The sequence below is a fragment of the Parashewanella sp. 2304DJ23-3 genome, assembly GCF_056591695.1.
This window is the reverse complement of record NZ_JBWQOH010000004.1, coordinates 314753-329489: the sequence shown is the minus strand read 5'-3', so window position 1 is coordinate 329489 and position 14737 is coordinate 314753. Positions and strand designations below refer to the sequence as shown.

The 14737-nt window shown below is 39.3% G+C and carries 13 protein-coding genes; 8 read left to right on the top strand and 5 right to left on the bottom strand.

The features are described from left to right. Positions 1-180 precede the first annotated feature (180 nt). On the top strand, positions 181-2100 hold the full coding sequence (locus tag AC1EU2_RS11315; RefSeq protein ID WP_480298380.1) for an alpha/beta hydrolase family protein: 1920 nt from the start codon (positions 181-183) through the stop codon (positions 2098-2100). A 45-nt stretch (positions 2101-2145) separates the two neighbouring features. Here AC1EU2_RS11315 and AC1EU2_RS11310 read toward each other — a convergent pair whose 3' ends face one another. Beyond that, positions 2146-4329, bottom strand: a complete 2184-nt coding sequence (locus AC1EU2_RS11310; protein ID WP_480298379.1) for a S46 family peptidase — start codon at positions 4327-4329, stop codon at positions 2146-2148. A 110-nt stretch (positions 4330-4439) separates the two neighbouring features. Here AC1EU2_RS11310 and dnaB point away from each other — a divergent pair, with 110 nt between their 5' ends. The 4 genes from dnaB to AC1EU2_RS11290 all read left to right on the top strand — a co-directional run bounded on the left by dnaB (position 4440) and on the right by AC1EU2_RS11290 (position 8398). Then, entirely contained in the window at positions 4440-5846 is a 1407-nt protein-coding gene (dnaB, locus tag AC1EU2_RS11305; protein ID WP_480298378.1) for a replicative DNA helicase, read from the top strand. A gap of 25 nt (positions 5847-5871) precedes the next feature. Beyond that, on the top strand, positions 5872-6948 hold the full coding sequence (gene alr, locus AC1EU2_RS11300; RefSeq protein ID WP_480298377.1) for an alanine racemase: 1077 nt from the start codon (positions 5872-5874) through the stop codon (positions 6946-6948). A 71-nt stretch (positions 6949-7019) separates the two neighbouring features. Continuing rightward, the gene (locus AC1EU2_RS11295) at positions 7020-7451 is read left to right on the top strand and encodes a hypothetical protein (RefSeq protein ID WP_480298376.1); all 432 of its coding nucleotides are present in this window, start codon (positions 7020-7022) and stop codon (positions 7449-7451) included. 83 nt (positions 7452-7534) lie between these two features. Beyond that, entirely contained in the window at positions 7535-8398 is an 864-nt protein-coding gene (locus AC1EU2_RS11290) for a hypothetical protein (protein ID WP_480298375.1), read from the top strand. Here the strand turns inward: AC1EU2_RS11290 and AC1EU2_RS11285 are convergent. Continuing rightward, complete coding sequence (locus AC1EU2_RS11285; protein WP_480298374.1) at positions 8384-9406, bottom strand: GGDEF domain-containing protein; 1023 nt, start codon at positions 9404-9406, stop codon at positions 8384-8386. The two genes, AC1EU2_RS11290 and AC1EU2_RS11285, sit on opposite strands and share 15 nt — an antisense overlap. Positions 9407-9518: 112 nt before the next feature. After that, positions 9519-9926: a globin family protein gene (locus AC1EU2_RS11280; RefSeq protein WP_480298373.1), complete on the bottom strand. Its 408-nt coding sequence runs from the start codon at positions 9924-9926 to the stop codon at positions 9519-9521. Positions 9927-10076: 150 nt separating this feature from the next. On the opposite strand from AC1EU2_RS11280, the gene AC1EU2_RS11275 reads away from it, so the two are divergent. Continuing rightward, complete coding sequence (locus AC1EU2_RS11275) at positions 10077-10928, top strand: hypothetical protein (protein ID WP_480298372.1); 852 nt, start codon at positions 10077-10079, stop codon at positions 10926-10928. Positions 10929-11280: 352 nt separating this feature from the next. Here the strand turns inward: AC1EU2_RS11275 and AC1EU2_RS11270 are convergent, their stop codons facing one another. Together AC1EU2_RS11270 and AC1EU2_RS11265 are read right to left on the bottom strand one after the other, a co-directional pair. Beyond that, positions 11281-12981, bottom strand: coding sequence for a flotillin family protein (locus AC1EU2_RS11270; RefSeq protein WP_480298397.1), 1701 nt, complete (start codon positions 12979-12981; stop codon positions 11281-11283). Positions 12982-13035: 54 nt separating this feature from the next. Next, positions 13036-13677, bottom strand: a complete 642-nt coding sequence (locus AC1EU2_RS11265) for an OB-fold-containig protein (protein ID WP_480298371.1) — start codon at positions 13675-13677, stop codon at positions 13036-13038. Positions 13678-13810: 133 nt separating this feature from the next. Here AC1EU2_RS11265 and AC1EU2_RS11260 point away from each other — a divergent pair, with 133 nt between their 5' ends. Both AC1EU2_RS11260 and AC1EU2_RS11255 read left to right on the top strand, forming a co-directional pair. Continuing rightward, complete coding sequence (locus AC1EU2_RS11260) at positions 13811-14065, top strand: DUF2960 domain-containing protein (RefSeq protein ID WP_480298370.1); 255 nt, start codon at positions 13811-13813, stop codon at positions 14063-14065. Next, positions 14065-14577, top strand: coding sequence for an RDD family protein (locus AC1EU2_RS11255; protein WP_480298369.1), 513 nt, complete (start codon positions 14065-14067; stop codon positions 14575-14577). Before AC1EU2_RS11260 ends, AC1EU2_RS11255 begins: the two co-directional genes overlap by 1 nt. Positions 14578-14737 lie beyond the last annotated feature (160 nt).

Genomic DNA, 14737 nt, shown 5'->3' with positions numbered 1-14737 from the left:
ATATTGTTAACAAAATGTAATAAATATAGCAAATTTTATACAATATAATTTATCTTTAATCGCAGTGTCTGTAGGCTTTCAGTAGTTTTGTTGAATTTTGAAATGACGATCAAGTATTTTATTTAACATTATTGTTTCATTTTGTTACTTTGTGATTATGCTGAAATATGGAGAAAATAAATGCATTTGAAGCTTATTTATTTAATAGGGATAGTTTTTTTAACTAGTGCTAACGTATTAGCAACAGAACAGTTGCACGAAAAGTTTGCTCATCAAAGTATTTTTCAAAATATCAATGTCTCGCCTGATGGCAATAATATTGCTGCTGTATATAACAGTGCTGATGGCCCTCAAGTCGTTTTAATGGATTATCCGACAATCAATTTCACGCCTCTAGTCAAATTAAAAAAAGCCAGAGAAAGGGTTGAGTCTGTTCAGTGGTCGGGTAATGACTATTTAGTTGTGACGTTAAGTTACCCTGAATACTTTAATGGCAAAGTTTTTAGAGTAGGAAGGGCATACAGTATTGAGGTTGGGAGTAATAAAGTTAAACCACTAATTAACAAGCATCTTGCTAAAGATAAATATCATAAATTGCGTGGTTATTCTGTAGCATCAATGCTGCCCAATGAACCTCAGCATATTCTCATGTCTGCTTACGATAGTAAGGATGTTGCGGTATCTGTTTTTAAAGTGAACCTGAAAAACAGTAAATTTAAAAAAGTAATCGTTAACAAGTACGAAATTAATGGTTGGGTAGCAGATAAAGATGGAAATATTCGTTTAGGGATTCAACTCGATAAAGATAGAGCCACAAGCATTGTAGAGAGAACTATTTGGTATCGAAAAGATAACAATAGCGATATGCAGAAATTGCATTCACGAAAAACATTTGATGGTGAAACTTTTTGGCCTATTGCACTGAATGATGAAGCGACTAAAGCTTACGTCATCAGTGATCATCAAACACGAAGAGATTCATTATGGTTATTTGACATTGTTAATAATAAATTTGAAAAAATGATTTATGGCCATGAAAAGTATGACATTGATGGAGCATTAAAAAATAGTCAAGGCGAAGTCATAGGGGTGTATTACTTTGATGACTTTAAGCGCAATTATTATTTTGATCAAAAATCTAATAATTTAACCAAGACAGTTAGCAATGTGCTTAAGAATACGGACTCGGCTCATGTCGTCAGCGTTAGCAAAGACAAAAAACGCATTATTGCTTGGGCCCAGTCTCCAAATAAAGTCCCTGTTTATTATTATATTGATTTACGAAACCAAAAAGCTGGTGCTTGGTTGGCTCAGATTCCTCAATTAGTTAAACAGCCGATGATGACGACCCAAAATATCGAGTTTAAGGCTCGTGATGGTAAAAGCATTCCAGGTTATTTAACTATCCCCCAAGGTGTTAAAGATCCAGCTTTGGTTGTTCTACCTCACGGTGGTCCAAATGCCAGAGACTATCGGTACTTTGATCCCATTAAGCAATTTATTGCTGCAAAAGGGCATGCCGTTTTACAAGTGAATTTTAGAGGGTCGACGGGGTTTGGAAGTGACTTTGAAACTGACGGCTATATGGGATGGGGCAAACAAATGCAGCATGATATCTATGATGGTATGGATTATGTTGTTGAGCACTTCCCTGTGTCTAAAAAGAACGCTTGTGTTGTTGGTTTTAGTTATGGCGGCTATGTCGCACTTACCTCTGCATTCCAAGAACCAAATCGATTTGATTGCGTTGCCAGTATTTCAGGGATTAGTGATGTAAAAGAACTCGTTAAAGATGAAAATAATTGGTTCTTTGATTTAAATAACATCGTTGATATGTCGGATAGTAAGGCGATTGATGAACTTGAACATGTTTCAGCGATTAACCATATCGATTTAATAAAATCGCCTGTGCTGCTCATTCATGGCACCAAAGATACTCAAGTGCATCACTCTCAATCTTCAGACTTCTATGATAAAGCAAAGAAGAAAGTTGACGTTGATTATGTGGAAATCAAAGATGGTACTCACTACTTTGATGATAAACAGAGCCGTAAAATTTTATTTAAAGAACTGAGTGCATTTCTAGATAAACATCTATAAAACATTTTAGGTAGAAAAAGGCTCCCAAAAGGAGCCTTTTTAATATTACTGGACGTTTAATTCTTTCATCAACTCATTAGCATGGTCGACTTTATCCATCATCCATAAGATGTAACGAATATCGACGTGAACTGCACGAGTGATGGTTGGGTTGAAATACCAGTCTTTCGTAATGGCTTCATAGGTTGAGTCGAAGTTTAGACCGACTAATTCACCTTTACCGTTAAATACTGGTGAACCCGAATTACCGCCAGTGGTATCTACGCTTGATAAGAAGTTAACTGGTACACCGTTAAATTCTTCAGGTTTAGCGTCACAGGAAAACAGGCGGCATAGATAACCACGAGTGTCAGGATAAACCGATTTTACAACGTGGCTCCCTTGATCAGGCCGCTTAATGGCATCAATGAGCTTTTTAGGTGCGTCAAATGGCTCAATCCCCGTATTTTTTGCAACAATTCCCTCTAAACGAGTAAAAGGCTGTTTATACATGCCATCCTGTGCTTGATAGCCATCAACCATACCGTAAGTGACACGTAGAGTACCGTTTGCATCAGGGTAAACAGGTAAGCCAAGCGATTTGTTATACGCTATAACTGCAGCCATGTAATCTGGACGAGCAACCGATAACTTACCGGCTAGTACTTTGCTGGCTTTTTCATTAGCCATGTTTGTATCGTACAAGGCTACAGCTAGCTTGATAAAAGGATCGTTGCTTGCTTTAAAGTCGGTAACACTCGCCGCCATCCACTTTAAACGCTCAGTATGACTAGCAAGTTTCGTGTGGTGATACATTGCACTGATAGTATCTGCAACGAGTTTCGGGTCATTGAAGGTAGAATCAAACGCAGCAACTCGGTTACTTTGTGCCAAATACGCATCTACGTCTTGCTGCCAAAGTGCTTTATCAACCAGAGGATTAAAACGAGTATCAATACGTTTCAAGCGTGCAGAAAATAATTTCATATCACGTTCTTGATAACCTGCCTCTCGCTTATTGTCAGGTTTTTGTTTCTCATTAGCAAGACGATAGAGTCGCTTCGCTGCAGCGAGTAAAGTACTTGATTGCGCATTATCAAAATAAAACGTTTTTTCGAAGCTGGCTTGCTGTTGCTTTAATAATGATTCTAACTCAGAAACTGTAGCAGTTTTAGCTGGTTCGTTTTTGTTTAACCATGCATTAAAACTGTCTTCTTTTTTCTGCTTAATACCAATAATATCTGTGGCTCTAAAACCATCTAATAAGCCATTAAGCTTTTTCATGCGGTTGGCTGTTGATGCTAATGTACTCGCATATTGGATTTTTATGGCTTTATCTTCAGCGCCCATGGCTTCGATAGTATCGATACGTTGCTGATAACGTTTCGCCATTGCAGGGTACATAACATCATCAGCAAATTTCATTTCACTGGTTAAGCGGTAGCGGCTTGTGCGGCCTGGATATCCGGCAACAAAAACACCATCACCAGCTTGTACACCTTGAGGGTCAATTTTTACATAGCCTTTTGGAGTGTATGGTACGTTATCTTTGTTGTATGTTGCAGGTTTTCCATCTTTGCCAACGTAAGCACGTAAAAAGGTGAAGTCGGCACTGTGGCGAGGATATTCATAGTTATCGATATCACCACCAAATGCGGCTGCACTTGCTGGTGGCGCATAAACGATGCGAACGTCACGAATGACTAATTGCTTGGTCAGATAGTACTCAAGACCGTTATGAAAGCTACGAACAGAACAACGGTAGTTATCATCGGCTTCACATGCTTTAACGATGTCTTTACGGCGTTGTGCAATGGTTTCATAACGAGTCAGTGGATCATTACCTAAATCTTTACGCACTTGGTCTGTTACATCTGTCACTTTTTCAGTGATGTAAAGGCGCTCATTGGCGCCCGCAGACAACTCTTTATCGAAACTTCTTGCTAAAAAACCGTCGGCTAAGTAGTTATGTTCTTTAGTACTGTTATGTTGAATTGCACCATATGCACAGTGGTGGTTAGTTACCACTAACCCCTTTGGCGACACAAAACTTGCTGTACAGTAACCTAAGCTTACTACTGCATTCATTGGGTATTGTGTTAAGTCGGCTAGTTGTTTTGCTGGAATTTCAATGCCACGGGCAGTTAATTTGTCTGCAATTGAGGGAAGTTGGTACGGTTGCCATTGACCTTCATCAGCGGATGCGACGCCAGATGTGCAGATCAATGCGGCAATAAGGGCCTTGCGCATATTGAATCCTAAATTAAAGTTATTATTTTCTATTCGGTAACGATAGAATAGTATTTATTAAAAGAGAGAATTTACCACATTTTTACGGGTTATCGTAAAAGGGAGCTCAAATGGCACAGCAGGGCAATAATAAGCCTCAATTTAAACGAAAAGATGAGCAAGTCGAAGGCTTAAAAATGCCGCCTCACTCGATTGAGGCTGAACAATCCGTGCTCGGTGGCTTAATGCTGGATGCTGAAGCTTGGGATAAAGTTTCGGAAGCTGTGGTTAAAGAAGATTTTTACTCTCGATCGCATCGCATGATTTTTGAAGCCATGGGTAAATTGGTGGAAAGTGGTCAGCCATTGGATCTGGTGACAGTTACCGAGCAACTGGAAGTTGGTGATCATCTTGAAGATGCGGGTGGCTTTGCTTACATTAGCGAGATAACCAAAAATACACCTAGTGCCGGTAACATTGTTTCTTATGCGGAAATTGTGCGTGAGCGTGCCGTTGTTCGAGAGATGATTCGCGTCGCTCATGATATTGCTGATGCTGGTTATAACCCTGAAGGGCGCAATTCGGGTGAATTGCTTGATTTAGCTGAAACTAAAGTGTTCAAAATCGCTGAACAACGTGCTGATGCGAATGAAGGGCCTGAAGGCATTAAATCTATTCTTGAAAAAACCGTTGATAAAATCGAAGAGCTATACAACAACCCACATAATGGCGTTACAGGGGTTTCTAGCGGCTTCGGTGATTTAGATAATATGACGGCGGGTTTTCAATCCGGCGATTTAGTCATTGTGGCAGCTCGTCCATCAATGGGTAAAACTACGTTTGCGATGAACTTGTGTGAACAAGCTGCATTGCATGAAGATCACCCCGTCTTAATTTTCTCATTAGAAATGCCTTCTGAGCAGATCATGATGAGGATGCTGGCATCACTAGGCCGAGTTGATCAGACTAAAATACGTACTGGTCGCTTAGATGACGACGATTGGGCTCGTGTTTCTTCAACGATGGGCATCATGCTTGAACAAGGTAAAATGTACATCGATGACTCTTCTGGTCTAACCCCAACTGAAGTACGAAGTCGTGCGAGACGAATTGCGCGTGAGTACGGAGGGTTGTCGATGATCATGGTGGATTATTTGCAGTTGATGCAAGTACCTTCATTGTCTGATAACCGTACTCTTGAAATCGCAGAGATCTCTCGCTCACTAAAAGCGTTAGCTAAAGAATTAGAAATCCCAGTTATCGCTCTGTCTCAGCTTAACCGTTCTTTGGAGCAGCGTGCAGATAAACGACCGGTAAACTCGGACCTGCGTGAATCAGGCTCTATTGAGCAGGATGCTGATTTGATTATGTTTATTTATCGTGACGAAGTGTATAACGATACTTCTGAAGATAAAGGTACAGCCGAAATCATTATTGGTAAGCAGCGTAATGGCCCCATTGGTCGTGTTAGATTAACTTTCCAAGGCCAATTTTCTCGGTTTGATAATTTTGCTGGCCCTCAATTCGAAGAAGATTAATAGTTCAGGTAAATAAGGGTATTCGTTGAAACCATTTCCTCGCGCAGAAGTCAGTTGTAGTGCCTTAAAAGCAAATTTGGCTAAGCTAAAACAAATTGCACCGAAGAGTAAAGTGATGGCCGTGGTCAAAGCCAATGGCTATGGTCATGGTTTGTTGAATGTTGCAGAGTGTTTACCCGAAGCAGATGGTTTTGGCTTAGCGCGGTTAAAAGAAGCGTTAATGCTAAGGGATGGTGGCATCACCCAAAAATTACTTTTACTTGAAGGTGTTTTTCACGCTAGTGATTTGCCCAAGTTAGTCCAGCACCAAATTGAAACCGTAGTTCATCATGAATCACAACTCGAGATGCTAGAACAAGTTGAACTTGAAAAGCCTGTAGTGGTTTGGCTCAAAATAGATTCAGGAATGCACAGGCTTGGAGTTTTAGCTGAAGATTTTAAAAAGACATACCAACGCTTATCTCAAAATAAAAATGTGGCTCAGCCCATTAATTTAATGACTCATTTTGCCTGTGCGGATGAGCCGGAAAACTCTTTAACACAAGAGCAATTACTCACATTCAATGAACTGATCGCTGAATTAGATGGCGATGTAACTTTAGCGAATTCCGCAGCAACCCTCTATTGGCCACAAACTCAAGCTGACTGGATCCGACCTGGCATTGCGCTGTACGGTGTGTCTCCAGTTGTTGGTGATTTAGGTTCGAACCACGGTTTAACTGCTGCTATGGAACTCAAATCTCAATTAATTGCTGTGCGTGATCATCGTGCTGGTAAAAGCGTCGGTTACGGTGCTTATTGGACGGCTAAAGAAGATACTAAGTTAGGCGTAGTGGCAATTGGCTACGGCGATGGTTATCCGCGTAATGCTCCTGAAGGCACACCTGTATTAATTAACGGTCGCCGGGTGCCTATTGTGGGAAGAGTATCAATGGACATGCTTACTGTTGATTTAGGTGTAGATTCTACGGATAAAGTGGGCGATGAAGCCATGCTGTGGGGCCGAGCTTTACCTGTAGAAGAAGTGGCTGAGCATATTGGTACTATTGCTTATGAATTGGTGACAAAATTAACACCAAGAGTTGAAGTGTGTTTAGAGTAAACTGATCGACCACCTTTGCTTATTTATCGTTAATTTGTTCTAAACTTAATACGTCTAACTGGAGGCGTATTATGAATCTCATTTATTGCTTATCATTTATTACACTAAACGTCAGTGCGATGAACAGTGAATGCCAGTTTTCGGTATCTGATTTACATGAGTTCAGTAAACAAACTGCAATTGCCAATCAATATAATCCAAAGCCCTCATATGAATTTCTTAGAATAAAAGTTAAGCCTAGTCTTGTGAAAGGTTTCATCAAGTCAGATCACGATGTGTGGACCCAAAACTTGCCTAAGTTTTCAGGCTATAAAGATAAGTGCATTTATCATGTGGGTAATGGAGTGATTTATTCATGGATAAAATGGAATAGCTTTGAACATATTATGGTCGCTGACAAAACTCAATATGTTCAAACGCTGTATGAAGAATTTGAAAAACAATTTCCTCACCTTTACAAAATAACCATCCGTTATTTCTCTAGACATACATTAAAACCGTAATTAGTTAGAAGAATTTTAATTAGACAGTCATTAAGTTTGAATCTAGTTTTAAGTTAGTGAAATAATCAATAAGTCGCCCCAGCATGCAGAATTTTGAAATCAGAGAGGCTACGGCTGAAGATATCATGGTGATATATGGGAACACGGTCGTTGAACAATGGAATCCAGGTGTTTTCGATCAAGTTACTTACTCAAAATCGAAGAGTGTTCATATGTTTGTTGGCGTAATGGATGGCATAGTAGTCTCAAGTTGCTGTGCATGCATTTATGACACTCAATTCGCATTTTTCGGTCTCTATTTAGTATTCGACCCGAAAAATAGAGGCAAAGGTTACGGACTTAGTGCTTATCAGCATCGATTGAAAATCATAGAACAAATGGGGATTAAGTCCATCGGGTGTGATGGGGTTTTAGAGCAGACTCATAATTATGCAAAAAATGGGTTTGTTGATAATTATCTTAATCGAAGATTTTCATATTTGGTGACAGGCTTAGAGTTGACTAGTGAGCATGTTTCTATCGATAAGGTTGACAGCAAAGCGCTGGCGCTATTTGAAATCAAGTTCGTGTATGAGCCCCGTTTAGAGTTCATCGATACGTGGTTAAATAATGATCCAACCATGAAATTTGCATCTAAATATGATGAAAGCAAAAAGTTGATTGCAGTAGGTATTGCAAGGCAAGCTCAAACGGGTTTCAGAGTTGGGCCAATTTATGCTGACTCTATAGCAAGCGCTAAAGAGATCATTTATGCGCTAGCAGCACAATTACCGCAAGGTACTGAACTTTTAATTGATATTCCTGAAGCGAATTGTCATAGCGACCACTTTATTAAAGATCTACGACTTAGAAACAATAACTTTGAATGTATGAGAATGTATCGAGGGCAAGTGCCAGCGGCCGCTCTCGATCAGGTTTATGGAGTGTGTACCCTAGAAGTTGGCTAATGGTTCATCCGAATAGTATTTCACGTTATTTCTCCCATCTCTTTTTGCTTGATATAGTGCGATATCGGCATGACGAAGTGTTTCAGAGAGTTGAGTGCCTGTTTGAATTTTTTCAATGCCAATGCTTATAGTAGTAGGGATTCGTTGGTCATTAAATTGCACACATAAATTTTCAATAGTCGTCCTGATACACTCAGCAAAATCAATGGCCATAGATTCGGTTTTCTGGTTGAAGATAATGCAAAACTCTTCGCCTCCAATACGGTATAAGCGGTTGCCATTGAGCAGTCGGGTGATTTCCATAGCTACTTTTTTTAAAACCCAATCGCCAGCTTCGTGACCATAGCTATCATTAACCAATTTGAAGTAATCGATATCAAGTAGTAATAAATGAAAATTAGTCACACCATCTCGCAGGCGATACTCTTCATAATGCTGATGAAGTGCAAGCCTATTGTTACATTGAGTTAAATTATCCTTTAATGCTAGTGATCTCATCGTCTCTTCTGATGCAGCACGAGCGGTTTCGTAAAAGTGAGAAATTGTCCAAATACATAAAAAGCTCAAAATAAAATTGCTCCATACATAGGAGGTCGGTAACGGTTCTTGTTGAATAAAAATGAAGAGAGTTGTGGCTAAACTAATTAAACTGGTTGAGAATCCAAATTTGTTACCGAGTAACAAATAGCTGAGTGTTGGGGTTAATAATATCCAGCCCAGTGTAAAGCCTTGAAGCTTTCCTAAATAAACAGCATAGATGATGAGTGTAATTAAAGAATAGATATAAAATATTTTCTGATTTTGCGTTAGTTTTTTTCTTATGCACTGCCTGAGGATTAGAACGGAATAGATGGCATAGCCTAGCTCTAAACTCGCCAATAGTATGTATTTTCCAGTAGAAAAGACGGCGTAACTTAGATAGAGCGCAACAAAACAAGCTATTGCACTCATTCCTAATATCACTCTATCTCTTAACTTCTTTGTTGTGTTAAGACTCAAACTGTCCATGTTATTATGTCGTTTTTATCGTTCAGTGCTGGAGCGGCATTATAAGCGGTAAAATGTGATTAGAGAATGGTTAGTTAGCATTGAAGCGTAATCTAATCATCATCTTACCTTTTTATTTTTTGGTTGCATTAATCATCACTGTTGCGACAGTTTCATACATGGTTAGCCATGCTGACCGAAGTTCGTCGGAAAAGTCATCACCAAAGGCTTGTGCTAGCGTATCAATTAATGCTTGGCCAACCGTCTGATAATGCTCATCTTGCACACCATAACCAATATGACGAATCGCCATATCTTCTAATACAGGAATTAAAGTCTCAAGTTTAGTTAAGCTATTAATTGCGATAGTTAAGGTAAGCATCAACTTATCACCTTGTTCTTTAATATTACCTTTGAACATCGGCTTTAGGCTTGGATCAAGTTCGAATAAACGATTATAAAACAGCTCTGCAGCTTGTAATTTAATGGGTAGGACTTGTTGCCAGCTTTGTTGTATTAATTCAATTTGCTGTTGATTCATTTGGTGAAAACCCCGATTTTAATTATTTAGCTACAAGACCTGAACCGAGCCGAGTTTCTTTCAAGATTAACGATTGTTAATAAGGCAATCTAATTATGCTGGTCTATTATTCAAGTTTGAATACTTTCAACCCTATAAAAGGAAAGTAGAATGATGAAAACTACCTTAAAGATATTGGCTCTGTCGTCAATAGCTCTTTTGAGTTGTTGGGCTTCAGCGAAAGGCAATGATGTTCAATTGAGTGCAAGTGGACCCGCATACCTTAAAACTTTTGAAGATTGTTCTTTTGTTCGACAAGTAACAGATCCAGAAACAGGTGCCGTAGCTTATTCTGAAGGTCTTGGCTGTAAAAAAACACCCGCACAGTTTTCTATAGCAGTAAGTCAAGCTGACGATAAAAAATGGTATGGAACGAGTACAGCATGGGATATTTGTCAAAAGACTAAAGTCAATGTTCCTTTATCACCATTTCTTCTTTCTCCTGCTCAAATAATTCCCGAACTTTCAAATTCAATTAAAGTAGTAAATCAATGTCAGTCTGGTGAAATGGGATATGCTGAATTATTTGTTTTCGCAAGTAGAGATGTTGTAAATAAACATTTTAATAAGGATGCGGCTTTGGTTCTTTTTACTACGAACTCACCATTTAAAGAAGGCAACGGAGGCGTTCAATTCTACCTTGCTCCATCATTACCAGGCGAAGCCACTCAAGATGGGTGGCCAATACCTGATGAGTCTACCAAATTAAAAGGAGAGTATACTCATGATAAAAACAATAATGTTACTGGATTAAAAGCAGCTTATTGTAATTGGGATTCTTCGCATACTATGGATAATGTTCCAGATCCAGAAACTGGAGGAACTCAATCTATTAAGTACGGCATTATAAAAGTGATATATAGAGTAACTCGTCCGGTTGAAAATGTTGCAATGTCTGCCGCATGGATCGAACCAGATGTTCCTTGCAGTAAAGTAAATGGCGAAAATAACTATAATAATTAACTGACTATATTTCAGTGAATATGCCTAGATATGGAGATGCTCCATATCTAGGCTTTTGACATCATCAATAATTATTGATGATTATGTTTTCTCAACACTAGGGTCTGTTGATCTTTCGTGATTGTTTTTGCAGCGATAAATTGGTTATTTTATGCAAGGCAGCGCTTGTGCGGTTTGGTTATTCCAAATAAACAAGCGATAACGCAGTAGAAATGACCAATTTACGCTGTCTTCGATGCTTTTTAGCGTTCACTGTTCTGTGTTGTGACCAGCTCACTTAGATGACTAAGCTTCACTGCTCACGCCTTGAACAGGTAAACGCTAAAATAGCACAAAATTTAATCCTGAAAGATCAACAGACCCTAGGCTCTGTTATTTCATTTTGAGAATTTAATAGCTGAGAAGCTAAGTTGTGCTCACCCGTCATTAAATCTCCAAGGCTACCAGTTTCTTTATCAACTAAGCCGATATCTTTTAGCATTGCATCAACAACGGGTGCGTTGGCACGATAATCTAAAGCGGCCTGAGTCACTTGCTCAGCAAAGCTACCACCTTGTCCATTTGAACCTTTGCCAGAGTGAGAGTTATTTGGACTACCGTTATAGCCCTGCAAGATCTTAATTTGCTCGATATTCTCGATTGGCTTAACCGCATTGGCGACAATTTCAGGTAATGCCTGTAAAATTGCCAACGATTTTTGCAGCTCAATTTGTTCAACACTTAACACGTTTTGTGCCTCGTGAAGTGCTTGTTTACCTGCCGCTTCAACTTCATAGATTTTTTCATCGGCTTCAGCTTTAAGTCGCAATGCATCAGAATTGGCTTTTGCTTCAATAAGAATGGCCTCAGATTTATCTTCAGCAGCACGCTTCTCAGCTTCCGCTTGAGTGATTAGGCCAACAGCTTCACGTTCAGCTTCCTTTCTAGCATCAATCACTTCGATGTCTTTTTGCCGATTGGCTTGAGCGACGAGTTTAGCGGTAACAACGGCTTCTTCTTTTTCAACTTTAGTCTTTTCCGCTTCAGCAGCGCGAGCACGGGCTGCAGACTCTTCTTCAGATTTTGCAGCTACGGCGATTTGTTTATCTTGTTCTGCGACTTCAATCTCACGTTGTTGTTGAATACGAGATTGTTCGATTTGCTGACGTTTCTCGATTTCACGAGTTTCAATATCGCGTTTTTTCTCAATCTCAGCGGTTTCAATGGCACGTTCTTTAGCAATTTCAGCTTCACGTTCTTCACGAGTTTTGAGTTCTTTTTGCTTAATGATTTCAGCTTGTTGTTCCGCTCGTTTGAACTCAATAGCTTGTTGTTGAACAAGTTTTGCTTCTTGTTCATTTTTTTCGATTTCAAGTGACTGTTTTTCGGCTTCTAGATTTCGTTGTTCAATCTTAATTCGGTTTTCTTGTTCAATGTCGTTGGTTTCTTTACGCTTTTCTTCGATGATCTTAGCAAGACGAGCACGACCTTCGGCGTCAAATGCGTTATTTTCATTGAAGTAATTAAGATCGGTTTGATCAAAACCTGTCAAAGAAACAGACTCAAGTTCTAGACCGTTCTTTTCAAGATCATTGGCCACATTATTTTGTACACGTTGAACAAAATCAGCACGTTGCTCATGCATTTCTGTCATTGTCATTTCAGCAGCAACAGCGCGTAACACGTCAACGAACTTTGATTCCATTAGCTTTTTTAACTCTTCCACTCGGTTGGTACGATTACCAAGAGTTTGAGCAGCCATTGAAATCCCTTCGGCATTGGGAGCAACACGCAAGTAAAAGTCTGCTTTAACATCAACACGCATGCGATCTTTGGTGATCAACGCATCTTTTTGAGTTTTTTCTACTTCGATTCGCAGCGTATTCATATTTACGGAAATGGTTTCGTGCAGTACGGGCAAGACGATGGCGCCGCCGTCTTTTATGACTTTTTCACCGCCGAATCCAGTTCTGACGAATGCGAGTTCTTTTGTTGCTCGGGTATAAAGCTTAGCAAACATCACCCCTATGATGATGAAACAGAATATGGCCATACCTGCAAATACGAATGGCATATTGCTGAGTTCGAGTCCTTGAATTTCCATTAAAACTCCTTGATGGATTAATTGTTATTGTTGGTATCTCGCCGCTAACCAAAGATTATTTTTGCGGCGAAGTAGAATGATAGATGTGCCTTGAGTGAATGTATCGCGAGGAGAGTCAGGGATCACTCGGACATAATGCTTTTGTAAGAAAGCGTCTTTAATGACCGCCTCAGCGGGTGTTTTGTGGGTGGCTATGCCAAGTGTGATGTTGCCTACACTGCCAGCGAGATCATCACGATTGATAGCGCTGGTTTCATTTTTAGGTAATAGGTTTGCTAACCAATTCCCTGTGTAGTGAATACTAATAATTGTTGTACCAGCAGCTAATGAGGTGATCATCCAGATAGGTTGGTAATGTTCAAAAACATAAATGGAGAGATAACTGCCTGTAAAACCAAATATCGAAAACGTCGTTAACGTCAAAACTAGCCAGATTAAGAGCGGTAATCGTCCTAAGCATAGCCAGCCTAATAAACCAGTAATACCACTTGCAGCTCCGCTAGAATCAATATCAGCATCAATTTCAGTTGGTAAAATATCGTCGATAGTACTTAATAAACTTAAGCCAAGTAACATGGCTAAAATTTCGAATACCCCTAAAGCAATGACAAAAGCGAATGCAAATGCGAAAGGCCAATTTTCATGCGCTAACAAAAACGCTAACATGCAACCTCCAAATTGTTGCGAATGACGAATAGAGTAAAATATCAAATGTTATACGTATTAAACAAGTTGTTTACGTTTGCAATTGATATCAACAATCTCGGATAATATCGATAACTGATTACTCGGAGTCAATATGGCACGTCAAGTTCGCTACACCTTTAAAGGTGAAACCAAAACCATTCCTTTTAGTTATACTGTACATCATGACTTGTATGAAGCAGCAGCAGAAGCTGAGGGAATCGATTTAACTCGCTTTTTACAGATGGAGCAGCAAATAGCGATGACTTCCAAAAAAGGGGCTCGAGCTGAAAGAGATTTCAGAAGAACCGAATTTTTAAGAATGGGCTTTACTCATATACATTTTGTTAAAGAGGAAGAAGAAGCATAATGGTTACGATCAACCCAGAACATGCGAACTTTCCCCGTGCTACGTTTATGAGGCGTTTAGGTGCGATGGTTTATGACACTCTGATTGCTGCTGGCGTTTTAGTGTTTGCTGTGGTCTTTGGTTTTATTGCCTTTTTAATATTAATTGAGACAGGTTTAATTAATAATCATGGCTATAAAATTGTCTCTGATGCATTACTTGCGGTTCCTTTATATAAAGGGATCTGGCAGTTGTACTTAACGATCACATTAGCCAGTTTTTATGCTTATTTTTGGAGTAAAGGTGGGCAAACGCTAGGTATGCGTACTTGGCGCCTGAAGATTCAGCACCCAAATGGTCAAAACATCAGTATGATGGCGGCTTATGCTCGTGTCGTTTGGTCTTTGCTTGGTATTGGAAATATATTTATTTTTCTATCGGCAGATAAGTTGGCACTACAAGACAGAATGACTCGTTCTGAAGTTGTTCAACTGTCTAAAGAAGCAAATGAAATGAAAAATTGGCACAAATAAAATATATACGTTAATGGTCTTTAAATCATAAGTTTGAAGCATGACACAAACTGTTATTAACAACTATTTACAGTGCTTTATTCTTTAATTAAAATGCGCCGGCAATTTTTTGTAAATGGAATTAAAATGAAAATCAAAACATTAGGGTCTGTTGATCTTT